This is a genomic window from Paraliobacillus sp. X-1268 (assembly GCF_003426095.1).
Classification (GTDB): Bacteria; Bacillota; Bacilli; order Bacillales; family Amphibacillaceae; genus Paraliobacillus_A; species Paraliobacillus_A zengyii.
The window spans coordinates 56,173-80,570 of sequence record NZ_QJSK01000004.1; the positions used below are offsets into that span (position 1 = coordinate 56,173).

19 protein-coding genes are annotated in these 24,398 nt (G+C 35.4%); 5 read left to right on the forward strand and 14 right to left on the reverse strand.

Annotated features, from left to right (window positions below; translation table 11 throughout):
- Positions 1-29 precede the first annotated feature (29 nt).
- Positions 30-1,670, reverse strand: coding sequence for a gamma-glutamyltransferase (gene ggt, locus D2K62_RS07890; protein ID WP_112182032.1), 1,641 nt, complete (start codon positions 1,668-1,670; stop codon positions 30-32).
- Positions 1,671-1,819: 149 nt separating this feature from the next.
- Positions 1,820-4,504 (reverse strand): GTPase domain-containing protein, encoded by a 2,685-nt coding sequence (locus tag D2K62_RS07895; RefSeq protein ID WP_117161214.1) that lies wholly within the window; start codon positions 4,502-4,504, stop codon positions 1,820-1,822.
- A gap of 456 nt (positions 4,505-4,960) precedes the next feature.
- Here D2K62_RS07895 and D2K62_RS07900 point away from each other — a divergent pair, with 456 nt between their 5' ends.
- Complete coding sequence (locus D2K62_RS07900) at positions 4,961-6,055, forward strand: NAD(P)-dependent alcohol dehydrogenase (RefSeq protein ID WP_117161215.1); 1,095 nt, start codon at positions 4,961-4,963, stop codon at positions 6,053-6,055.
- A 63-nt stretch (positions 6,056-6,118) separates the two neighbouring features.
- Here the strand turns inward: D2K62_RS07900 and D2K62_RS07905 are convergent, their stop codons facing one another.
- From D2K62_RS07905 to nagA, 7 genes are all read right to left on the reverse strand, one after another.
- Complete coding sequence (locus D2K62_RS07905; protein ID WP_117161216.1) at positions 6,119-6,358, reverse strand: Parvovirus coat protein VP1-like protein; 240 nt, start codon at positions 6,356-6,358, stop codon at positions 6,119-6,121.
- Positions 6,359-6,437: 79 nt separating this feature from the next.
- Positions 6,438-6,701 (reverse strand): 5'-nucleotidase, encoded by a 264-nt coding sequence (locus tag D2K62_RS07910; protein WP_117161217.1) that lies wholly within the window; start codon positions 6,699-6,701, stop codon positions 6,438-6,440.
- Positions 6,702-6,805: 104 nt separating this feature from the next.
- Positions 6,806-7,819 (reverse strand): RpnC/YadD family protein, encoded by a 1,014-nt coding sequence (locus tag D2K62_RS07915; RefSeq protein ID WP_232827983.1) that lies wholly within the window; start codon positions 7,817-7,819, stop codon positions 6,806-6,808.
- Between the two features lie 124 nt (positions 7,820-7,943).
- Positions 7,944-8,840: an N-acetylmuramic acid 6-phosphate etherase gene (gene murQ / locus D2K62_RS07920; protein WP_117161218.1), complete on the reverse strand. Its 897-nt coding sequence runs from the start codon at positions 8,838-8,840 to the stop codon at positions 7,944-7,946.
- 25 nt (positions 8,841-8,865) lie between these two features.
- Positions 8,866-9,591 (reverse strand): GntR family transcriptional regulator, encoded by a 726-nt coding sequence (locus D2K62_RS07925; RefSeq protein ID WP_112182039.1) that lies wholly within the window; start codon positions 9,589-9,591, stop codon positions 8,866-8,868.
- A gap of 79 nt (positions 9,592-9,670) precedes the next feature.
- Entirely contained in the window at positions 9,671-10,408 is a 738-nt protein-coding gene (nagB, locus tag D2K62_RS07930; RefSeq protein ID WP_112182040.1) for a glucosamine-6-phosphate deaminase, read from the reverse strand.
- 1 nt (position 10,409) lies between these two features.
- Entirely contained in the window at positions 10,410-11,579 is a 1,170-nt protein-coding gene (gene nagA / locus D2K62_RS07935; RefSeq protein WP_198671287.1) for an N-acetylglucosamine-6-phosphate deacetylase, read from the reverse strand.
- Positions 11,580-12,043: 464 nt separating this feature from the next.
- Here nagA and D2K62_RS07940 point away from each other — a divergent pair, with 464 nt between their 5' ends.
- The 4 genes from D2K62_RS07940 to D2K62_RS07955 all read left to right on the forward strand — a co-directional run bounded on the left by D2K62_RS07940 (position 12,044) and on the right by D2K62_RS07955 (position 17,344).
- A complete protein-coding gene (locus tag D2K62_RS07940; RefSeq protein ID WP_117149014.1) occupies positions 12,044-12,799 on the forward strand; it encodes an SDR family NAD(P)-dependent oxidoreductase in 756 nt (251 codons plus the stop codon).
- Between the two features lie 200 nt (positions 12,800-12,999).
- The gene (locus tag D2K62_RS07945) at positions 13,000-13,800 is read left to right on the forward strand and encodes a protein kinase domain-containing protein (protein ID WP_112182043.1); all 801 of its coding nucleotides are present in this window, start codon (positions 13,000-13,002) and stop codon (positions 13,798-13,800) included.
- 501 nt (positions 13,801-14,301) lie between these two features.
- On the forward strand, positions 14,302-16,488 hold the full coding sequence (locus D2K62_RS07950) for a type IA DNA topoisomerase (RefSeq protein ID WP_117149015.1): 2,187 nt from the start codon (positions 14,302-14,304) through the stop codon (positions 16,486-16,488).
- A 58-nt stretch (positions 16,489-16,546) separates the two neighbouring features.
- Positions 16,547-17,344 (forward strand): DUF817 domain-containing protein, encoded by a 798-nt coding sequence (locus D2K62_RS07955; protein WP_112182045.1) that lies wholly within the window; start codon positions 16,547-16,549, stop codon positions 17,342-17,344.
- A gap of 161 nt (positions 17,345-17,505) precedes the next feature.
- Here D2K62_RS07955 and D2K62_RS07960 read toward each other — a convergent pair whose 3' ends face one another.
- The 5 genes from D2K62_RS07960 to D2K62_RS07980 form a co-directional block, all read right to left on the reverse strand.
- Positions 17,506-18,903: a sugar porter family MFS transporter gene (locus D2K62_RS07960; protein WP_117149016.1), complete on the reverse strand. Its 1,398-nt coding sequence runs from the start codon at positions 18,901-18,903 to the stop codon at positions 17,506-17,508.
- Positions 18,904-19,133: 230 nt separating this feature from the next.
- Complete coding sequence (locus D2K62_RS07965; protein ID WP_117161220.1) at positions 19,134-20,702, reverse strand: response regulator; 1,569 nt, start codon at positions 20,700-20,702, stop codon at positions 19,134-19,136.
- 15 nt (positions 20,703-20,717) lie between these two features.
- Positions 20,718-22,142: a sensor histidine kinase gene (locus D2K62_RS07970; RefSeq protein ID WP_112182048.1), complete on the reverse strand. Its 1,425-nt coding sequence runs from the start codon at positions 22,140-22,142 to the stop codon at positions 20,718-20,720.
- Entirely contained in the window at positions 22,139-23,140 is a 1,002-nt protein-coding gene (locus D2K62_RS07975; protein WP_232824137.1) for a sugar-binding protein, read from the reverse strand. The genes D2K62_RS07970 and D2K62_RS07975 overlap by 4 nt, the downstream gene beginning before the upstream one ends.
- A 134-nt stretch (positions 23,141-23,274) precedes the next feature.
- Positions 23,275-24,249, reverse strand: a complete 975-nt coding sequence (locus D2K62_RS07980; RefSeq protein WP_117149017.1) for an SIR2 family protein — start codon at positions 24,247-24,249, stop codon at positions 23,275-23,277.
- Positions 24,250-24,398 lie beyond the last annotated feature (149 nt).

Genomic DNA, 24,398 nt, shown 5'->3' on the forward strand with positions numbered 1-24,398 from the left:
CATGTATCCCGCTTCTCTCTTTTTCTACTTCAATATCCAAGTGCTGCTCCATCTCCTCTAGGATCCGCAGCTCCAAATTTCACATGATTCTTTTGATTAACTAATATTGCTCCAGCATGACCCATTACATCAGAAAATGGCGGTACCATTTCGATATCATGTCCTTTTTGTCTTAGAGCAGCTATTGTTTTCTCGGAAAGACGTTTTTCTACCTTAAGTGAATTTGATTCCTCTCCCCACGTTCGGCCATAAAGCCATCTTGGTGCCTCGATCGCTTGTTGAAGATCAAATTGATAATCGACTATGCGCGTAACTAAAGCAGCCTGTGTTTGCGGTTGGCCTTCTCCACCCATTGTGCCGTAGACCAAGTGTGGTTTATTATTCTTTAGTAACATAGCTGGATTAAGTGTATGGAATGGTCTTTTATTTGGTGCTAAACCATGTATGTGGTTTTCATCAAGATTAAAGAAACTTCCTCTATTTTGTAGTAAGACTCCTGTTCCTTCAGGTATAATTCCTGAACCAAAATCATGATAGATACTTTGAATAATCGAAACGGCATTACCATCTGAATCAACAATACCAAACCAAACTGTATCCCCTTTTGGATCTAAGCTAGCCAGTTCCTTTGCCTTTTCCTCTTCCACAATGCCTCGTGCAATCTCTTCTCCATATTCTTTAGATAACAGCTGCTCTATCGGCGCCTCCATATACGCTGGATCCGTCACATATTGGTCTCTAGCCTCAAATGCCTTTTTCGTTGCTTCGACAATATAATGAATATACTGGTCTTCTCCTTCTTTTACCTTACTAAAATCAATTTGATTTAGCGTATTAAGAATCATAAGAGAAGCTAGACCTTGGGTATTTGGTGGTAGATTGATAGCTTTAAAACCACGATAATCTGTTTCGATTGGGTGCACCCATACCGCACGATGGTTAGCGAGGTCATCCTTCGATAATAACCCTCTATTCTTCTTCATATCGGCAACAATTTTATCAGCTATCTTTCCTTGATAAAACGCTGATACACCTTCATCTGCTATAGCCTTCAACGTTTTAGCTAAATCAGGTTGTTTAAAAACTTCTCCCGCTTGATAGATATCTTTACTCTCTTTAAGATATGTCTTTCTAAATCCATTAAACCTTTGTAGATAACGATTCTCCTGTTGTGTAGAGTCAATATTTGTTCTTGTCCATTTTTCCTGACTTGGTGTTACTGGAAAGCCCTTTTCCGCGTAATCAATCGAATCTTGTAACAGCTCCGACCACTTAAGCTCCGAGCCCATTTCATTTTTTGCGTATGTATAAACCTCATCCCAACCAGAAAGCGCGCCTGGAACTGTATTAGCAGCTTCATAGCCTCGTGAAGGAATACGATCATGTCCTTTTTCTTTATACCATTCAATCGTAGCATTTTCACTAGACTTCCCGCTTGCATTTAATCCTTTTGTTACGCCTGTTTTCGCATTATAAATAAGCCAGAAGTTATCCCCACCTAAACCGTTCATATGCGGGTAAACAACAGATAAGACAGATGCTGCTGTAATCGCTGCCTCAACAGCATTTCCTCCTTTTTGTAATGTTGCAATTGCTGCTTGTGAAGCTAAATAATGAGGTGTGGTCACCATGCCATTCATTCCCATAGTTGTTGGTCGATATGATTTCATCGTAATCAGCCTTTCATAATGCATTTGTTTTCTAACTTAAATCATACTATTGCTAATATTCTTTATTTTATAACAAATACGAATTAAATCAAGACAGGTACTACATAACACTAAAGAACCTCTCAAGAGACTTGAGAGGTTCTATGCATCTATTCTCTTCCAGCAACTGCCATCCAATCGTATTGACGTAGCTTTAATTCAAACAAGTTAAGTGGGTCACGGTAGATTTCTGGATTTTTTTGCATGCCAGTTAATGCTGCATTATTTTCCTCAATCTCCGTTTTTGTTTCCCCTAACGTTCTATTTAATACGGCAATTGGCTCCTTGAAAAACATACTAATATCTCGTTCTAGCGACCTCTCAAATAGTTCGAATTGTTGCATGAAATTATTCGTAATGGTTATCGTTGTCGCCTTATAGTCTTTATTTTCAATGTATTGCTTATATTTATTATGAAGCAATTCCTTTTGCGATAGTGCATCAAATAGCTTTCCAGCACCTTTTAATAAAAACTGTGATTGCGTAAAACGCATGAGAATATTATTTTTTTCAAGTTGAACACTTCCAAGTGTCATTCTATCTACATCACGACGCCAATCATCGATAACTTTAAAATCACAATTTAGAACGATCTTTTCTTCTCCATATAGTTGATTGAAACTTTCACTCATCTCATCTAAATAGGACTGATTTTCATTGAACGCCCCTTCACTTTCCACAATCCAACTTTGAATTGCCGCTCGAAAGTTTGGCATTGCGGTACCTTCTAAATAGGCAGTCACTTGTTTATTCATTTCATCATTTAGTTCGACATGTATTTTACCAAAATCACTATCTTTCGTGACCATCTTAGAACAATTTCGGAGGATTTCTGGTACTTTTTTCATTATATCTTTTTTCATTTCATTTTTAATCGTACTATAAGCGTGTTTTGTAACACGAACTTGATTCTCTTCCATATCACTTAATTGATTAAATGCGCCATTTAGCTTTGCGACAATTTCTTCATTCCATTTGATATGGTCAACGATATCATTTTCCATTTCTACGCGTTTTTCAAGCAGATAGGCAATTGATTCCTTCATATAATAAAGAAGACTATTTGATTGTGCATTTTGATTTTTCAAATTTAAGGATTGAACAAGCGTAGATAACTCATTGAATAACCCTGTAGTCTCTTCATTTTCGTAAAAAGTAAATATTTTTGCACCTGGAAAATATGTTGTAATTCTTGTCGTTGTTTGTTCCACTATCTCATTATCTATTAAATTGTCTTTCTTACTTAATAGAAAATGAATTGGCATTGTTGGAATGCGTTCGCCTATTCTGATAACTGTATCCAACTCTTTCCCTGTTAGAGAAGTATCAGCGTCAAGGACAAATAGGATACTATCGGCTACATGCATATCTCTAAATCGCTCACCCTTACCCACAAGCAATCCAAGCTTATTTTCATTTAGAAAGGAATGTGGCATATCGCAACGAATAAACGTATCCTTCTGTTTTGAAAAATCTTTCAAATCACTCAAATCAGTAATGTTTTTAATCTCTTCATCTGAAATCGCCTGAATATCCGTTTCTTTAGCATCTTTAAAAAGTATGGTAGCTGCGCTTGCATGGTCTACGAGTTCATCACCTAATAACCTATTTACAAAAACAGACTTTTTACTACTTGCTGTTCCGGCAACAAGTAAGTGGTGATGATCAACATCCAATAGCTCACTAACCATCGCTTCCATTCGCTTACTAACAGATAAACTCTTACTGTCAGCCCATTTCCTAATCGATTCAAAGAGGTCTAAAGCATCACTTAAAAGCCTCGGATAGGTTCCAGCATTACGCACCAAATTTTCCGCCTCATTGACTACAGAATCTTCAAGATCCGAAGGGAAAACCTCGTTCCAAGCAAGTACAGCAGCTGACGCAACCAAAGCGTCTGATTCAGTAGATAATTTGATCCAATTTGTTAAATGATTTGCTATTAAATAAGAGAACTCCCTTATTACATACTGCCCGTTTATCAATGAAAAATAGGTTTCTTTATATAGGAGAGAAAGATCTTTCCAAATAAGCCCATACTCTGGTGCAGTATCCAAAATCAAGTCATTGATCTCTTTTAGCCAAGTGAAGTAATAATCTGTTTCCCTATAGCTCTTCCATAGTGCAGCAGTAAGACTTTCAAAACGAACATGATCGCTATTGTAGACCACCATCAAGACATCACTAAAATAGCCTGGCTCCATTTGAGCTGTATGTCCTTGTCTTATATACGATTCTAAAGAGTCTACCCAAACAAGAGATTGCGTTCGAATGACTTCATCAACCGCAAGCGCAACTGCATTATCATAATCCTGATTATCCTCAAAGAACGTTCGAGCAGTATTCGTGACATCCGCATCATCCGGGTTTAGACGTACCGCTTTCTTTATTGTTTCTGTTGCCATATCAAGCTTTCCCTGTTGTATGTAAAGTGCCATTAATTGCAAGAGTACTTCTATTTTCAAAATATCTGAATCTGTTTCAATTTCTTTATAATTCTCCTCAGCAATAGAGAATGCATGCATTTCATAATGCGCATCAGCAATATTCAACTGTGCCCAAGATTGTAACTCATTAGAAACGTTTTTCCATTTATAAATTGCCGTTTCAAAGTCTTTATTTAGGAAATAAACTTCACCCTGCGCAAAGCGAATCGAAGCTAAATCGTCCGTTTCATTCTGTTGCGCTATCCTATATTGTTCACCCAAAACCTTAATTGGATGTTCGTCTTCATTATTTTCCATAAGCGTTTTATAAAAAGATTTACTGATCAGTTGTTTCTCTAGTGTTGTCATTTAAATCCCCCATAGCGCGTATTTAGAAATGTACATCTTTGTTTTGTACATATACATTATCGATGTCTTAAAAGTCCATTTTTCTACTTTCTTTCATTGTAACAAATATTATGTTTGTACATTGTTTCATTTTCTTATCATTTTTAATACATGCTTAATGAGCAGATTATTTAGAGGATAATCCGCTGTTTAGTTAATACATAATCAATGGTTAGAGAACTCATATGTTTCAAATCATAATAGATTTCATCAGAAATGATTAGATATCCTTACAGACTATTCATCCTAAAAGATCAAGTTGAATTAATTGAAGCGCCTTCAAATGGTGTGTTAACATTGTATTATACTAGAAAAGGAGGTATGGATTTCATTTAATCGTAAATCAGATGGTTACAATAGTAGATTCTAGTAAAATTCACAGACAAACTTTTCAAAATAATAACTGGAGGGAATTTAATGGAAATGAAAGCAATTGTTACAAATGAAGAAGAACATTTTAATTATACGACGATAGCATTGGATGATCCTGGTGAGAATCAAGTGTTAGTAAAAGTTGTTGCTTCTGGTATTTGTCATACTGATGCTACGGTGCTCGATGGATCCATACCAACACCTTATCCGGCTGTTTTAGGACATGAAGGTTCTGGAATAGTCGAAAAAGTAGGTAGTAATGTAAAAAGTGTAGTAAAAGGGGACCACGTTGTCTTAGGATTTTCCTATTGTGGTCATTGCGAAGGTTGTTTAAGCGGAAATCCCGGTGGATGTGAAAACATGATCGCGTTAAATACTTCTGGTACAGATGAGAACGGAGAAACACCACTTCATTCAACAGAAGGAAAAGACATATCGCAATTTTTTGGTCAGTCGTCTTTTGCACATTATTCTGTAGCTGATGAAAAAAATGTTGTTAAAGTTTCAAAAGATGTAGATTTAAAACTATTAGGTCCTTTAGGTTGCGGAATTATGACAGGTAGCGGTACAATCCTTAATTCTTTAGCACCAAAACCAGGATCTAGCATTGTTATTTATGGTACCGGTGCCGTTGGTTTAAGTGGTTTAATGGCTGCGAAGATTAGTAACTGTTCTACAATCATTGCGGTTGATATTCATGATAGTCGTTTAGAGTTGGCGCGTGAATTAGGCGCAACACACACTATTAATAGTACAAAAGAAGATCCAGTTGAAAAAATTAACAAAATTACGAATGGTGGCGCCAATTATGGATTCGAAACCACTGGTGTCAACACCGTAATTGTTCAAGCCGTAAAATCTTTACGTGTTAAAGGGGTACTGGCCTCAGTAGCAGTAGGTAAAAAAGATGTGACATTGGATTATACAAGCGATGTGGTTTTTAAAGCCGTAACGATAAAAGGTGTCATAGAGGGCGATGCTGTTCCACAAACGTTTATACCAAAACTAGTGAAATTCTATCAAGATGGGCTCTTCCCATTCGATAAACTAGTGAAATTATACAAATACACAGATGTGAAACAAGCATTTGAAGACTCGAAGAATGGTAGTACGATTAAACCAATACTTGTTATGGAATAAGGGACTTTATTTTATAAACTGTTAGCTTTTGTTAAAGCTAACAGTTTTTTATGATGAAAAATATTAGTACCTATTGCGTTTATTTCCGATAACTCTATTCATAAATCTAGCATCTCTCCCTATTTTATTAGGTTGATTTGCTAATCGACTCGTTTGTCTTAAGAAGATATCATCACACACTTTTTGACCATATCTTCGGTAACAAGCATCATGTTCTATACAAATTGCATCTAATCGATTAACCGGCGTACCAGGACCGCTGCAATCAGGACCACAATAACGATAACCAGGATAACAAGGCATACCAGATTCCTCCATTTCATATTTTATAATATTATATGGGAACGGAGAGAGAACGACTGTGTGTGCAACTTACTGCTATTTATTTATTTTTGTAGGGTACTCTGGCTGATGGAATGTTTTTTGATAAATGAACTTCCTGATCATCAAAGAAGATACGCGCTCCAAATGCTTCTAGAATCTTTTCTTTTGAAGCCCCTCCAAGAAAAAATGCCTCGTCAATTCGAATATCCCATGATCTTAAAGTGCGAATAACACGTTCGTGGGCATGCAAATTCCGAGCTGTGACTAAAGCTGTTCGAATCGTCTTTTCATCTGATCCAAACTCTTTTTGCAGGAATACCAAAGTCTTTAATAATTATAGCATGTTACAAAAAAGCCTTGCAGCGATTACTCTCCACAAGACTCATCAGACACCATTATATTTCAAGAAGTTGTTGAACCTAAAAATTATTTCAAGTACTCTCTTACTTCATCTATATTTTTGAAATTATCTATATGGTCGATAACCAATTCTAATGTCTCGATTTCTTGTTCATTTAACTTTTTCTCCATCTCATCTGGAAGGGGAGCTACAAATTTTGTGATTAATCGAATAGCAACAGCTGCAAGTGCCTCTGTTTTTCCTTCGATCTTGCCTTCTATCTTTCCTTCTATTTTTCCTTCTATTTTTCCTTCGATCTTTCCTGCTTCCCTTCCTTCACGCAAACCTTTATCACGCCAGGAGTTAGGCAGTTTTTTCACGAATTCCTCTAGACTTTCATCTTTGGATTCTCGCAAACTTTCCATTAGAATTTCCTCCTCTGTTTGATTTAGACTCATATACGACTCAAAAAAGCCGAATATTAATTCCATTTTGGCTGGATTCAGTTCCATTCTCGCTAACATACGTAAGAATTCCTTTTTCACTTGTATTCTCTCTGTCTGTTTATAACCCATTTTACTTAATAATGCCGCTGCGATCGGATTATCAGACGTTAAAAAAGTACGCCAATTATGTTTCTTTAATTCAACTTTTAAAAATTGGAAAGTTAATACATGGTGAAAAGGAAATGTCATTTCAAAAACGTCTGGTTCATCTCGAATCGCATCATAGGTAAATAGTGCAATTGGAAGGATTGGTTTTCTATATTTAGTATACAACAAACTGAAGTATTGAAACATTCTTTCATCAAAATTTTCTTGCGGATAACTCTGTGATTCTACATGTATAATGAGTAGTGTATCCTGTTCTTTCCATGTTGCTTCCATCACCATATCTGCTTGGCGTCTTTCTCCATGAATTAAATCAGTAAATACTTCATCTGCTAGGGGCTTTAAGGATGAGAAATCTAGTTGTTGGTGAATCTCGGGGAAAAATAGCGATATAAATTCTTCGAAAAATGTACCGATCAACTGCTTGAACAACTGATCGTGGTCCATGTATATAGGCCTATCTTCATGAACTGTTAATAACGCTGGCAATCATAATCACCACCCTTTCATATAGTTACTATAAGTATACATCAAAGGAGCATACAAATAAAGAACTAATGTTCGTTTTTTCCGAATCGTTTCATTTCAGAAAGTGACTAAACAGGCAGGATTACTAGAAGAAATCATGTAATGCCTTTTTCAAGTGTCCGTTTGATTCTCGTAAATATTTGTCCGCTTGTTCAACACTTGCATCTGTCATACTTATAAAAATAGCCTTTTTCAAATCATTTCTTGTTTTTTTCATAAGTTCTTTTGCTTCAGGTTTTGATATATCTGTAATCGCCATTAAAGATTGCTCAGCGCGTTTGACTAACTTTTTATTGATAAGTTGTACTTCTACCATTTGATTTTGATAGACTTTTCCGAGTCGAATCATTGTAGCTGTAGACAACATGTTGATAATCGTCTTTTGCGCTGTACCTGCCTTCAACCGAGTTGAGCCGCGTATAACCTCAGGACCAACCACAGCTTCAATTGCGCAATCACTTATAGCAGAAGCAGCTGCTTCATGATTACAACTTATCGCTATCGTCACCGCGTCCACCTCATTCGCATAATTGATTGCCGCCAGTGCAAATGCGGTTGATCCACTAGCAGTTATTCCGATCACAACATCACGCGAATTTAATTTATACTGTTCTAATTCCTTCATAACCTTAGCGCTCTCATCTTCATGCTGTTCAAGTGGATGCCACATCGCCTCATAACCTCCAGCAACAATCGCTATCCAACGATCTGCTGAAACGGAAAAGGTAGGTCCTAGCTCGACCGCATCAAGTACACCAATTCTCCCACTTGTTCCAGCCCCAACAACAAATACACGTCCACCTTTGTTCCATTGGGAGACGATTAAATCAACAGCACGTGCTATATGAGGTAAACAGGGCTTTACGCCTTGATATATCACGCGGTCTTCTTCAAGCATTAATGTAACAATATCCATTGCATCCATTTCATCTATCGCTAAACTGTTTTCATTAACCGATTCCGTAATAGGTATTTTTTTCATTGCATTCACCCCGATACATAGAAATTTAAAGCCTCGTTAATTCAATCATAAACTTGTATCTATCTGCACGATAAGAGGATTTGACCACTTCAACTATTGTGCCGTCTTCAAGACTAGTTGCACGCTGAATTAACATAATCGGTGAATGTTCTGGAATTTTTAAGTATTCCACTTCTTCATTGTTTACAATAGCTGCCTCAATTTCTTGCGTGCCTTTAGCAATTTTCAAAAGAAGTTTCTCTTCCATATATTCATATAGAGATTGTTGTACGATTTCCTCTGTTAAGCCTTTTACTTTATTTGCAGAAATATAAGTACGCTCCAGTGCCATTGGTTCTTCTTCAGCTAAACGAATTCGTTTTATTTCATAGACCGGACCATGTTCTTGAATTCCCAACTGATTTGCTAGTTTGCTGTCAGCAGGAATAATCTCAAAGCTGATTAACTTACTACTTGCTTTCATACCTCTTGATTTCATATCCTCAGAAAAGCTAGTTAGTCCTTGTAAACTTTGTTCTAACTTTTTTTCCTTAATAAATGTTCCTTTGCCTTTTACACGATAAAGATAACGCTCATTTACTAGATTCACAATTGCCTGGCGTATTGTCATTCTACTTACGTTATACTTATCAGCATATTCACGTTCAGATGGAATCATATCACCTGGTTTTAAATCACCTTTTTCTATTAATTGTTTAATATGTTGCTCTAGTTGGTGATAGATTGGAACGGGTGAATTTTTATCAATCATTCTCGGTTACCCCTTTCAAACGTGCAAACAATCTATTCATTTGATCCAATGAATAGATTATCTCTTTAAATAGCCTTATTTAATTAACATTAGCATACTGCAATGCTTCTTCATCTGCAACAATCGTTACATTTGGATGATGGTGCAATGCAGAGGCTGGAAACGACGGATCCCATTTTTCATCCTTTAGTAATCTTGTAAGTGCATCACTCTTTTTTTTGCCAGATACTAATAGTAATATTTCTTTACTTTGCAATATGGTGCTAATTCCCATCGTAATTGCATGCGTAGGTACTTCCTCTAGACTATTAAAAAACCTTGCATTTGCAGTACGCGTCATGTCAGTCAACGTTTCTACATGTGTTCTAGTATCAAATTTCGTTCCTGGCTCATTAAATCCAATATGACCGTTACTTCCTAATCCAAGCAACTGTAGGTCAATTCCACCTTGATTTTTGATTTTATTCTCATAAAGCATACACTCATCATTTAAATTGTTAGCTAAACCATTTGGAATATGGGTTTGTTCTTTCGGTAAATGAATAGGATCGAATAGCTGCGTTTCCATAAAACGATAATAGCTAGTTGGATCAGTTGGACCGACACCTACATATTCATCTAAATTAAACGTTGTTACGTGCTGGTAATCCGTTTTATTCTGCTGATAATCATCTATCATATATTGATACGTTTCAATTGGTGTACTTCCAGTAGCTAAACCTAGCGTGAGTTTGTCTGATGACTTGATACGCTTTAATAGTAGTTCTGTAGCAATTCTGCTCATATCGCTATAATCCGTTGCCGTAATAAGTTTCATTTTATATCTCCTTCTTATATGCAAGTGCGCCTCGACATAGCGTCATAGTAATATCCAACTGTTCATCCAGAATGACGATATCAGCATCTTTACCAGTTGAGATACTGCCTTTTCGATTATACACGTTTAATTCTTTTGCCGGTGTCGTTGAGGACATCTTAATTGCATCTTCTATTTCACAATTAGTGAAAGTAATGATATTTTTAAATGCTTGTGCCATAGTTAGTACACTACCTGCTAACGTGCCATCTGCAAGTGTTGCTTTACCATCTATAACCGTTACTTGTTGTCCACCTAGATCATAACTTCCATTTTTTAAACACTTTGCCCGCATCGCATCTGTTATTAATAGTAATCGATCTGCCGTTTTTTGTTGGTAAGCTAATTTGATTGCCTCCGGTTCAACATGAATACCATCTGCGATTATTTCGGTTATTAATTCTTCTCTAAGTAAGGCTGCGCCAACAACACCAACTTCGCGATGATGGAATTCACGCATTTGATTAAATAAATGTGTGACATGCGTTAGACCAGCTGTAATTGCTTGATCAACTTCTTTAAGCGTCGCATCCGAATGACCAATAGAAGCAATAACATTTGATTCTTTCAAATAATTAATCAGTGCATTTGCGCCAGCTTTTTCAGGGGCTAATGTCACTAGTTTAATCGTATCATTCGCAATAGTTTGCCATTTTTTAAATAACGCTAGGTTAGGATCAATCACATGTTCAACTGGCTGTGCGCCAGCTCTTTTTCGATTGATAAAAGGACCTTCTAAGTGCACACCTAATATCTCAGCTTGCCCTGATGATTGTTGGTTCTTTATAAAGTCACCTGCATTACTTAATGCATTTTCTATTGATGATTGCTCTTGGGTAATGGTTGTCGCCAAAAAACTGGTTGTCCCTTCAGATGGAAGAGAAGTGACAATGGTTTGCAAACTTTCTTTCGTTGCATCCATTGTATCTGCACCGTTAACACCATGAATATGAACATCAATCATTCCAGGAATTGCTTTTGAATGATCTGGTAATCTTATTAATTCAAACCCCTCATGATTTGTAAGTTTATCCATATCTTCCACTTCGGTTATTGTTCCATTAACTACTTTAATATAACCATTTTCGATCTTGCCATTATCTGTGTAAACTTCCAAATTGGTAAGTAGCATATTATGATTATTCAATTTCTCACCGCCAGTAATTTTTAATATATAAATAATGATATCACCATAATGTATAGTTGTCTAGTTAACTAAAGCAATTAGTTAAAAATATTAAATACCACTTATTCGTATAGACAATTTTAGTTAAGATTAGTTAAAATAAAATCACTAATAAACGTTTGATTAATAAGGTTTAACACATTAAATTATAATTTTAGTAATATTATATCACAATGAAAATTGGTATAGACAACTATATTACATTTATGCTGATATCTATGTACTTGATTACATTAACTAAGTGAAAGGTTCACACTAATAGTAAAATTTAATATTACTCCCAAAGTAATTTTTATACTTCTTACAAGGATCATCATCAATAACTTTATAATCTTTTTATTTTCAAAAGTAAAATAAGAAGCGTATAATTTTATTAGTAAACAACTATTCTTTAAAAAGGAGTCTTTAAAATGGAAAGTTTAAAAGGACAAGCAATCATCGTAACAGGTGGAGCTAGCGGAATAGGTAAAGAAACTGCTTTAAAGCTAACAGCTAGAGGAGCTAGTGTAGTTATTGCGGACTTTAATGAAGAAGGTGCAAAACAGGTAGTAACAGAAATCGAAGCAACTGGTGGAAAAGCCGCTTCATATAAAGTTGACGTGGCTAACGGGGATGAAATCAAGGCCTTAATTGACTGGACAGTTGAAAAATTCGGAACGTTGAACGGTATATTCAATAACGCTGGAATTGGCCTCGTAAAGCCATTCTTAGAGATGGATCCCGAATCTTATCATAAAGTAATTGATGTTGATCAGCATAGTGTATACTATGGCTTATATTATGGCGCCAAGAAGATGGTTGAACTAGGCGTTAAGGGTACTATTGTTAATACTGCATCTATTTATGGATCACTTGCAGCAGTTGGAAGCTTTAATTATAATGCAGCAAAAGCAGCTGTTGTGATGATGAGTAGATCTGCAGCATTAGAATTAGCAGAATATAACATTCGCGTTGTAGGTGTCGCGCCTGGATTTATTGACACACCAATCATTGGTGATGATGAAGAAACGAAGAAGTTCCTAGCAGAACAACATATGCGCGGTGAATTAATTAAGCCAGATAAAGTAGCGAGTGTTGTATCATTCTTATTTAGTGAAGATGCTAGTGCAATCAACGGACAAACACTACCCGTAGATGATGGCTTCTTAAGCTTTAAAACAAAATAATTAAGTGTTAAAAGAGTAGCTTCGATACGGAGCTACTCTTTTTTTATTAAGTTAGGTGTTTTATGTCAGTACTTATCTTTTGTGACTAAATAGAAACCGTTTTTGTTTCAAGTATTAGTAACCATATTCTTACCCCTAAGTGCGAATAATGAAGTATAATGGAGTAGCAATTATATTTAGAAAACGCGGTGAAAAAGTTGATGAAAGCTTTCGAAATGGTTGGGCAGGGATATAGATTATTAACAGACCGGCGCTATAACCGAGGGGATCTGTTAGCAGACAAATACCAAGTGAAGTTAACATTAGGTATGGGTAGTTATGGGATCACTTATTTATGTGAAAACATAGAAAGTGAACAATTGTGTGTACTAAAACAAATGACTAAAAGTAAAAAAAAGACAATCATGCATGAGCAATACAAGCATGAAACGCAGATACTGGAACAATTGGATCATCCTAATATTCCAATGTTTTATGAACGTTTTATATTTGAAAATAATCACTTTTTCTCTATGGAATATATAAAAGGACGTAATCTAGAAGATATTTTATTTACAGACAAGCTCAAGTTTAAAGAAAGAGAAGCGTTACTATTAATTAGAAACTTATTACAAATTGTTGCCTATGTACACTCGATGGGGATGATTCATGGAGATCTCAGAATACCTAATGTGATTCTACAAAACAATAAAACCTATATGATAGATTTTGGATTAGCCGAATTATTTCAACATACACCAGGAAAAGGTAACTTGAAGAAAAAGACTGACTTACTTAGAGAAGATTATTTTGATATAGGCGATCTGTTGTTGTTTTTACTCTATTCTAATTACAGTTCTAACGTAAAAAAAGGTCGTTCTTGGACGGAAGAATTAACGCTTCATCCAGAAACGACGCATTGTTTAAAGAGATTACTAAGTATCGAACAACCATACTCACATACGGAAGCAGCATTAGATGATATTAATCATACAATAGCTTGTTTAGAAAGTCAGTCTTAACTACTGCTGTTTCCGTGTCCTCTTCTTTTATAACGACTACTCCCTTGATATGGCGAGTGTCTATGATGACCACTACTACTATGACGACTATATTTACGGCGACTCGAACTATGGTTATAGCTTCTATGCTTTCTCTTACTACTGCTACCAGTGTATTGTTTTAATTTTTTAAAGAATTTATCAAACATATTAAAAACTCCCTTCGTTCTACATATGAATACGTCTAATTGGTCAAAAGGTTTCAAAAAAGAAAAATAGTCCCCCTTATAATACCATGAGATTTGGCATGTCGGTGAATAGTACAAAAATAAATCTATGATAGAGCTATTGTGATCCCACCTCCAACTTCAAAGCTGTTTGATGCCTCCATTTCCATCCCGACAAGATTTTCTCTCAATCAAAGAAAATATCGTGTTATAATAAACAAACATATATTAATCGCTTCACCACATTTCCATACCCTCAAACATAAATAAATCCCTTAATGATTGGAGTACAACAATGAAATTATTTATAGCTGAAAAGCCCTCGGTAGCAAAAAATATTGCGGATGCATTAAAAGTAAAAGAGAAAAAAGATGGTTATTTTGATGGCAATGGATATATAATCACTTGGGCTTTCGGTCATTTACTAGAGTTATATGATTCGAAAGATTATGATGAAAAAATGGCACGATGGAAATTGGATAACTTCCCATTTATTCCTCCTGCATTTCAATATAAAGTGAAAAGTAATCCACGAAATCGGAAACAACGTGATGCAGGGGCAGCAAAACAATTGCAAATCATTCATTCCCTTATTAAGCGACAAGATGTTGTTGCAATTGTTTCTGCTTGTGACTTCGATCGAGAAGGCCAACTGATTGGAGATAGTATCATTTACAATAGCAAAACAAAGAAGCAGGTTTACCGTTTACTTTTAAATGAATGGACACCAAAAGAAATACTACGTGGAATGGAGAATCTAAAGCCTAACGAAGAAATGAGGCCATTACTTCATGCAGGTTTAAGCCGGCAATGGACAGATTGGGTGATTGGTATTAATCTGACTTCTGTCGCAACCTTGAAGTTCCAAAAAGGTAGAGGGAGGGTACTTAATATCGGCCGTGTACTGCTACCTACTTTAAAAGTAATCTATGATCGAGATAGTGAGATTGAACAATTTAAACCCGAAGATTATTACAAGTTAAATGCAAATTTTCAGACAGTTGAAACCCAAGTATATCAAGGTACATATATTGAAAAAAATGCTAAATTCAAGGATAAAACACAGTTAGTAGCGGTACAAAAGCAGATAGAAAATCAACCTGCAACGATAACAGATAAACAGGTTGAACAAAAAACAGAATATCCACCATTTTTATTTAATCTATCTAACTTACAAGGTTATATTACAAACAAATATAAAGGTTGGACGTCAGATAAAGTCTTAAAAGTGGCCCAGTCAATCTATGAAAAGAAATTCATTACATATCCAAGAACATCCAGTACTGCTTTAGAAGAGAGCTTAGTTGATAAGACAGCAAAAGTCCTTGAAGCTGTTTCGACCGATTTACCTTATAGAAATGAAATTAAATTTCAAAAGAATAAACGTATATTTAATAATGCAAAAGTAGAGAGTCATAGTGCGATTATACCAACCTATCTGATTCCAAAACGCCTGACAAGCGATGAACAGATTGTCTACACCGTAATTAAAAATCGTTTCATCATGCAATTTATGCCAATTGCAAAATATGAGGAAACAACAATTAAAACAGAAGTAGATAACGTCAACTTAGCAGGGTTCTTTCAAACAAAGGGAAAAGTACAAATTACAGAAGGTTGGAAAAAGGTAGAGCGGATTCAAACAAAGGACGTACTTTTACCTGCCGTAGAAGTAAATATGAAAGTTCAACTATTAGATACAGAACTATCTACCCATGCGACAAAACCTCCCAAAAAGCATACCGAGAGAACGCTTCTCCGTGTTATGGAAACGTGTGGGAAGTCTTATAAAGATGACGATAGTGAAACAAGTGAAGCAATAATGGGAACAATTTTACAAGGATTTAGTATTGGTACCGCGGCAACCCGTGCTGACACAATTAAGAAACTTAAAGATGTCGGTTATATTACAACAGAACAAAAGAACTTAACCTGTACTGCATTAGGAAAAAGATTGGTAGAATCCTTTCCTATCAAACAATTATTTGATCTGGAATTTACAGGTCGGTTAGAGAAATCCTTATTCGATATGGAAAAAAGCAAAATCAGCAAAAATGAATTTCTTAATGAAGTATATGCATTCACCACTAACGCTGTTTCTACTATAAAGGGAACAGAAGCGATAACAATTCGAAATATCCCTGGAAGCGAAAATAATGAAGCAACTTCTAAGGAATCACTTGGAAAGTGCCCTGCATGTGGAAGTCATGTGATCGAAGGCGTAAAAGGTTTCGGATGTAGCAATTGGAAAAACGGTTGTACCTTCGTATTATGGAAGAATGATAAATTCCTAGCAACGATGAAAAAGTGTGTAACCAAAACAATGGCAAAGACGCTGTTAACAAAAGAAGTTGTCCACGTTAAAGGATTAACAAGTAAAAAGGGCAACACATTTAATGCCTTTTTACGCTATCATAAAAATCTCGACAATGACTACTACAGCTGGAAAATGGCTTTTAATGAGAAAGAGTTTATTAATTAAATATGCTATGAAGTAATGTTTCAAAATGGATTATGAAAATAATGGAGGGTAAAATCTCATGCGAGCCTTTAAACAACTTTACCTATTTGGTTGGCAACAAGCATTGTCCTGTATCTTTCCAGTTGTCATTTTTGCTTCACTTGCACTTACCAAGCTAGTTTCACTCCCGCTACTTTCTCGTTATGATTGGTTATTGCTGCTTTGTCTCGTCACACAGGTCTTGATGGTTTATACACGTCTGGAAACGTGGGATGAATTAAAAGTGATTACTATCTTTCATTTAATCGGACTTGCTCTTGAACTATTTAAAGTACATATGGGCTCGTGGTCCTATCCCGGTGAAGGTTACTCTAAATTATTCGGTGTGCCATTATATAGTGGCTTTATGTATGCCAGTGTGGCCAGCTATTTATGTCAGGCATGGCGGAGACTTAATGTTCGCTTAATTAAATGGCCTCCTTTTTTACTTGTTGTTCCACTTGCTGCAGCCATTTATTTAAACTTTTTCACACATCATTTTTGGATTGATACTAGGTGGTTCATATCCGCACTAGTTATTGTTGTCTTCTGGAGAACATGGGTAGTGTTCGAAGTAGGAAGCAGGTTCTACCGTATGCCACTTTCCTTATCTTTTGTATTGATTGGATTTTTTATTTGGATAGCTGAAAACATTGCAACATTTTTCAGTGCTTGGGAATACCCCAACCAAGCAGAAGCCTGGACTCTCGTTCACTTAGGAAAAGTAAGTTCTTGGCTATTGCTTGTTATTGTCAGCTTTTTAATAGTAGCGACGTTAAAACAAGTAAAAAATACACGTTCTACTGGTGAAGGCATAGATAATTCTGCAGGTAATTAATTATAGTAAACTCAAATTTTTCACCAAATAAAATAACCGACCTATTGTTGAATTAACAACTACTAGAGATCGGTTATTTCATCGCCTTATTTACTTTTTTCCTGAATTATTATCCTATTACCAAGCTACATATAGATGAAATTGAAATTACTCATTCACTATTAACGTACACTTGCTATTTTATCTTGGCCATTTTTATTCTTTGGCTTCCAAATCAATGCGATTTCTTCTAGGGATTTATTTTTTGTTTCTGGAACAATTGTCATTACAAATGTAAAGCAGACAACGTTAATTGCTGCGAACATCCAAAATGTAAATGCACCACCCATGCCATTAATTAGCATTGGTGTAAATTGACCAATTGACCAATTCGCTCCCCAAAGAAACATTGTTGCAATTCCAACAGCTTTTCCACGTAAATGGTTTGGAAAAATCTCCGGTATCATAACCCAAGGAATTGGTCCCATGGAAACACAGAAAGCAGCTGTGAAACCTGCAATGAAAATTACCAGTAAAGGACCACTGTTTTCTGGCGTAAAGTAGAACACGCATCCAATTAGCACCATAAAGATCGCCATTAAACTCGAACCGATAGCCATTAATTTTTTTCTTCCTAATCTATCAATTAATAGAATCGCAACTACAGTAAACACAAGTTGTACACTACCAATAATACTTGTCGCCAAAAATTCTGTGTTATTTTCAAAACCAACACTTCGGAAAATATCTGGACCATAGTACGTAACCGCATTCATTCCAATTACTTGATTAAACAAAGCTAGAAATATCCCAACACCCATTGCTGCCCGAAGACCAGGCTTGAATAACTGTTTAACTGAAGTATTCTCTTCCACTTCAATAGAATGCTTTATTTCTTTAGCTTCCTTTATCGCTACTTTTTCTCCATTAATTTTCTTTAATATCTGAAATGCTTCTGTTTCGTTTCCTTTTTTAATTAAGAATCTTGGACTTTCTGGAATAAAAAACAATAGAATCAAGAAAATAATTCCTGGGAAAGTTCCATATCCCAACATCCAACGCCAACCAGTTTCTAGACCCCATTCATAAGTTCCACTATTTGCTACACCAAAATTAATATAAAAAGTAACCGAAATACCTATGATCGTAAACAATTGATAAAGTGAACCTAAACGTCCTCTAATTGCAGGTGGAGCACATTCACTAATGTACGTAACAGATAAAGCAGAAGCAAAGCCAATACCAAATCCACCTAGTATTCTAGCAAAAACAAGCATTGTTACGTTTATAGCAAGTGCAGAACCAAGGGCAGAAACAATAAAGAACACTGCCGAAATGATAAGGATGTTTTTTCTTCCATATTTATCACTTAAAAAGCCTGACATCGCGACACCTAAAACACCACCAATCATTACACATGAAATGACCCAACCTTCCATCGCTGGACTCAAATCATATAAAACTTGTAAATAGCCAATTGCTCCTGAAATTACTGCCGTATCAAAACCGTATAATAAACCACCCATACCAGCAGATGCCGTGATTAAAATTACATACCAAAAAGAATGTTTTTTTACCATGATGATCCCCCTCCATTTTTTTAAGCTAAACCCTACAAATGATTCCGTTTACAATATTTCGTTTTAACTTATATTTAATTTATCAAGAATTCGTTTATTTGTTAGCGCTTTCGTCTGTACATTCTTGTGAAAACCTAGATTATCTTGTGAAACGAAAAAATGAGACAAGTATAAGCTTGTCCCATTTAGGTCGATCACAATGCATTTATATATGAACTAATCGTCTTTTGTTACTGTTGATAGTTAGCTCGATAATAACGTGGGCTCCAACCTGTTTCTTTCTTGAAAACACGGCTAAAATAATTTGGATCTTTGTATCCGATAGTCAGTGCTATTTCTTTTAATGGCATAACACTATCTAACAGCAGAACTTTCGCTTTTTCAAGTCTCGTATTTGTTAAATAGTCTATAAAGGTTATTTGAAAACGTTCTTTAAATAATTTACTTAAGTAATAAGAGCTAAGACCAATCTCTTCGGCCACTTCCTCTAATGATATTTGTTCATGAAAATGAAAATCGATGTAGTCTTTTGCTTGAATTAGCAAGCCTTGAACACCATCTGTACGCCAATTCGTAATTTGCTCAACGATATAAGAAAGATGGGTTTTGGTTGCTTCTTTTATTTGCATCGACGTTTCTAAATGCGTGAAGCTCATCTGGAAATTTTCCATTATTCCCAGCTCTTTCATCGAACGAGTTAATACAATTACAAAGTCTTCCAGTGCCTTCTTCATAGTTTTTACTTTATAATCAGATGCATCTTGAATTAATTGGTAATAAGAATCAAATCTTTGTAACGTTTCTTGTAAGTCTCCATGTTTAATAGATTCAATTAATGCCTTCTCTACTTTAAATGGAATTAACGCTTGTTGTGTTTGTTTTAATTTAGGACTATAAACCAAATAGGAAGCTTTCTGATGGTGATGAACAAACTCTAAAGCATAACTTGCTTCCTGATAAGACTGAGAAAAGTCGTTCACATTCGTTATCACTGCACCGACTCCAGCTAGCAGACGAATCTGATCGAGTTTATTCTGGACGGTATGAATGATTGATCGTGCGAATGCTTGTCTCATTTCTAACGTTACATCGTGATCGCTATGAAATAAAGTAAAGACAGGTACTTGGAATCCAGTTAATGGTCCGACTAGACAGTGATAGTCATGTTCATCTAGTGATTGTTTCAGCAATCGATACCAGTCACTCTTTTCATCTCGACTTGGTTTTAACGTACTAGAATCAAAAGAAAAAACCGCAACAAAACCTTGGCTCTCTTCTAATTGCAACCATTGATCCCAATCTTTTTCACTAAATTCATGCACATGATTCATCATCAATGAAATGACAAATTCCATTTCCACCACGGAATTAGCTCGTTCAAGACGATGATCGATCTCAACTTTTTTGATTGCTTGCTGTTTTTCACTCTCCAGTTCATTTACCATGCGATCATATGACTCTAAGACATTAGAAACTTTATTTGGCTTCAATAAATACTCTTTTATACCTAACTTCATGGCTTCCTGCGCGTAATTAAATGTGTCGAATGCAGAAACCATAATACACTTTATCTTAGGCATAACAGCTAGAATCTTCTTAATTGCTATAATACCATCAAAAACTGGCATCTTTATATCCATAAAAATCAAGTCAGGCTTATGTTTTAAAGCTAATTCCACCGCTTCTTCACCATTTCCAGCTTCTGTTACAATTTCAAAATTGGAACGATTCTTTTGTAGAATAAGTCCTAATCCTTGTCTTTCTAATGGTTCATCATCCACCAACATTATCTTTATCAAGCTACTTTCCCCCTGTTACTGTTGTTTCTTTAACCAAATCGAAACAGTAGTACCAATTCCTAGTCTCGAAGAAATGGTAACTTCACTATCTTTGTCAAATAATTTAAGTCGATCAATAACATTCCTTAGTCCAATCCCTGTTGAGTGTCCTGATCTTTTTTCGGATAGAACGAGTTCTGGCTCTTCTCTTTCTTCTAATAGGTGATCAATTGTATCTTGGTCCATACCAACACCATTATCGCTAATATTAATTACGACTCTTTCTCCATCTTGATAAATACGCAATTCGATTTTGGCTCCAGCTGCCATCGATTCTATGCCGTGCATAAAAGCATTCTCTACAATTGGCTGGAGGGTTAGACATGGGATAGGTGTCAACAAGCACGTTTGATCAATATGTTGAGTGAACTCCACACGATTTCCAAAACGCGTTTTTTGAATAAAGAAATATTCTTTTACAACTTCCACCTCATCCCTTAGAAATGTATCTCGATCGATATTGCCAATATTATAGCGAAGTAACGCTGAGACGGATGCAATTAAATCATTTGTCCGCTCCGCACCTTCAATAATTGATGTTTTAGATATTGTATTTAGTGTGTTAAAAAGGAAGTGTGGATTAATTTGATTTTGTAGACTTTTTAACTCCATCTCTTTTAATAATTGAGCAAGCCTAGCCTTTTCTTCAATTTCCGCTACAGATTGTCTGATATTTCTTTTCATTTCATTAAATGTTTTAGTTAAAAACCATAGTTCGTCTTTTCTTGAAATGACAACATCCTTTCCAGAAAAGTATCCAGAAGATATTTCTTGTGCCGCCCTTGTTAAGCGATCAATCGTTCTCGTAATACCATTAGAAAACCAAATTGCAAATAAAATACTAAGGACGATAAAAGAAATGAATATCGCAGTGCCCATATTTTTTGTTTGCTGAATTTTTTGATCCTCAAGCTTGTATATACCCTGATAGTTTGATAGTTCATTATTAATAAGATCGAGTGTTTGTGAATGAATGTATGTTGATGTTTTTTCTGCTTCACTTAAATGAATCGAATAATTTTGAATATCCTGATCGTTTACTCCTTGAACTGTCTGATCCGTGTGTTCAATAAAACTTGTGATTATATTCAGATAGTTTTTCTTTGTTATACCTAACATTTCTCTATTCGTAAAAGTCTGTTGTAAGTCGCGTAACTCTTCTTTATCTTGCTTATATGAATCAAGGTTATCTGTTATCGGTTCTTTTACATAAAGTTGTAAAGATTGATACATTTGATCCGTTATGTTGGTGATATCATTTAATAGTAATAAATGATTCGAACTTTCTTCATATAACTCCTTTACTTGTTGATCGTTTTGTTCACGAACAAAAAACAGAACTAAAATGAATAATAAGAGAACAATAAAATAAAGTAATAGCTTCGACCGTATTTTAATCATGGGGTATCGTCCTTTGGTCTTGTCCAATCAGCTAAGTCCACTCTGCGGATAGCGGTTGCATCGGTATGATTGATTTCTTCAATTGATCTATCCTTAATAATATCAAGCATAATTTCAATGCTTCGGTAACCCATTTCATATGGTTGTTGTTCAATAAGTACGTCAATTTCACCGTTTTTCAATAAATCTATATTTTCATCCAGTGTATCAAAACCAATTACATACAAATTACCTTGTAGATTTAAAGAATTTGCTGCTGCAACAATGCCGCTCGCATCAAACGAACTCGTACCGTAAAATGCTGTGATTTCATTATGCTCCGCTAACATGGTATACGCTTTTTCCTCAGCTTCCACGCCTGTGATATTTGATTCATCAATCCCAACAATCCTAATTCCTTCGATTTGATCCACAATATTTTTAAATCCTTCTATTCGAAGTTGGTGATGTACATTATCAAAACTACCCGTAATAATTCCTACAGTTGCTTCTCCATCAGTATCTTTGACTAATGCCTCTCCCGCTAACTGTCCTGCAGCGTAGTTATCAGTACCAATATAAGCAGAACGTAAGCTTGTCGGAGAATCAGTATCAATCGTTATAACAGGAATACCTGCATCCACGGCTTTATTAATCATTGGGGTGAAATCTTCATTCAATGCTTGCACAATAATCCCGTCCACTTTTGATTTAATCGCCATATCAAGAAGTTCCAGTTGTTCCTCTGGATTTGATCGATTTGGTCCATCGTATTCAACAAACACATCGTATATGGACTCTGTCGTTTTTGCTCCATCCCCAACTAAACGCCAATAATCATGATCCATTTCCTCACCGATTAAGGAAAAGTGATAGGTAGGAAGAGATGAAGATGGTCTGGCATTAGTCAATCGCTCATCATAAGTATCCGCTTTCTTATAAAATGAAAAAGAAAAAGCTAGCCCCACAATAAACAATACTAGTAAAAAAATATATAAGTAGGATATGCGTTTCATCATTACCTCCTGGCAGTCAGACATATAAAAAGGAATAATATACCGTCTAATTCTTTCAATTATCGTATCACATTATTGCATTACAAGCACAGGGGTGTTTCAATCTAGTAGATCATAGCAATTACTTTGAATCTTACTTACACTAAATGAGGCGGACCATATTCTCGTGTTTCTCTCACTATATGACCATTCGATTCAATAAAAGCAATCAATTCTTGAATAGCCTCGGAGTTATACGAAGGATTAACAATATAAAAGGAACAACCCTTTGGTAGTTCAGAAATAAAATATTTTATTTCCTTTCTGTCCGGATTTCCAAATGAGTGACCAACTATTACAAATGTATTCACATCAAAGTGTTGCACACAGTTTGAATAGCTCTTAAATAGATCTTGAATCCATGCTCTTTCTTTATGGTAATTTTCCTGCGTCGGTGGTATTAAGTCCGGTTGTAATCTAAAATCATCTACATCATGATAGGAAACTGTTGTCACAAAACCTTTTCTATTTGATTTATGTATTTGATTCCCATTCATTCTTGCACTCCAAGTAGAAGTATTATCTTCAGCCGTCCTTAAATCTGGAGCTATTTCAAAATCAATTGACCCATGTGGCTTGAATAATGGTATGCCGCCTCTTTCATTATTTGTACCAACTCGATGATATCCTGTGATAGGATGTGCTTGCCTAAAAGCATTCTCTAAAATCAAGTCATAATTAAAAGATATCAAACCGATTATATCTTTTCTATATTTCTTCATCCACATTGTCCATGGCCACTGCACTAAATTATATTTATCCATTTCTAATTGAAAAGTCGAATAAGATAGAGCTAGGAATTTCCTTAATTCGGATTCATTCTGCTGGTCATACTTTTTCCAATGGCCAAAATCTAAAAATTCATTCATCGCATCAAAATCAGATTGATTATGAGAGAGAGGCATTAACTTATTCTTGATTGTATCCAGCTTATTAATAAACGGATCAAATTTTATGTTTGGATTATGAAAAGATTTTAATGGTGAGGAGGTATCAAGCTTCAACTGTAAGTAGTGTATCAAATCAACAGATAAACCATTTCCAGCCAAAATAAACATTCTTCTTTTTCTCATAATGATGACTCCTTGTTTTGATTGAGGATATTATATTAGTATCGGAAAAGAACTATTGTCTGTATACATTAAATTAAACTACAGATTGATACAATAAAAAATAGGAATCAGTTTTGGACCGATCCCTAAAGTGAACATTTAAATGTGGC

Bases quoted from the DNA above. Each gene is read 5' to 3' on its own strand.
- ggt (WP_112182032.1), bottom strand. From the start codon at position 1,670: ATGAAATCATATCGACCAACAACTATGGGAATGAATGGCATGGTGACC.
- D2K62_RS07895 (WP_117161214.1), bottom strand. From the start codon at position 4,504: ATGACAACACTAGAGAAACAACTGATCAGTAAATCTTTTTATAAAACG.
- D2K62_RS07900 (WP_117161215.1), top strand. From the start codon at position 4,961: ATGGAAATGAAAGCAATTGTTACAAATGAAGAAGAACATTTTAATTAT.
- D2K62_RS07905 (WP_117161216.1), bottom strand. From the start codon at position 6,358: ATGCCTTGTTATCCTGGTTATCGTTATTGTGGTCCTGATTGCAGCGGT.
- murQ (WP_117161218.1), bottom strand. From the start codon at position 8,840: ATGAAAAAAATACCTATTACGGAATCGGTTAATGAAAACAGTTTAGCG.
- D2K62_RS07925 (WP_112182039.1), bottom strand. From the start codon at position 9,591: ATGATTGATAAAAATTCACCCGTTCCAATCTATCACCAACTAGAGCAA.
- nagB (WP_112182040.1), bottom strand. From the start codon at position 10,408: ATGAAACTTATTACGGCAACGGATTATAGCGATATGAGCAGAATTGCT.
- nagA (WP_198671287.1), bottom strand. From the start codon at position 11,579: ATGCTACTTACCAATTTGGAAGTTTACACAGATAATGGCAAGATCGAA.
- D2K62_RS07940 (WP_117149014.1), top strand. From the start codon at position 12,044: ATGGAAAGTTTAAAAGGACAAGCAATCATCGTAACAGGTGGAGCTAGC.
- D2K62_RS07945 (WP_112182043.1), top strand. From the start codon at position 13,000: ATGAAAGCTTTCGAAATGGTTGGGCAGGGATATAGATTATTAACAGAC.
- D2K62_RS07950 (WP_117149015.1), top strand. From the start codon at position 14,302: ATGAAATTATTTATAGCTGAAAAGCCCTCGGTAGCAAAAAATATTGCG.
- D2K62_RS07955 (WP_112182045.1), top strand. From the start codon at position 16,547: ATGCGAGCCTTTAAACAACTTTACCTATTTGGTTGGCAACAAGCATTG.
- D2K62_RS07960 (WP_117149016.1), bottom strand. From the start codon at position 18,903: ATGGTAAAAAAACATTCTTTTTGGTATGTAATTTTAATCACGGCATCT.
- D2K62_RS07970 (WP_112182048.1), bottom strand. From the start codon at position 22,142: ATGATTAAAATACGGTCGAAGCTATTACTTTATTTTATTGTTCTCTTA.
- D2K62_RS07975 (WP_232824137.1), bottom strand. From the start codon at position 23,140: ATGATGAAACGCATATCCTACTTATATATTTTTTTACTAGTATTGTTT.
- D2K62_RS07980 (WP_117149017.1), bottom strand. From the start codon at position 24,249: ATGAGAAAAAGAAGAATGTTTATTTTGGCTGGAAATGGTTTATCTGTT.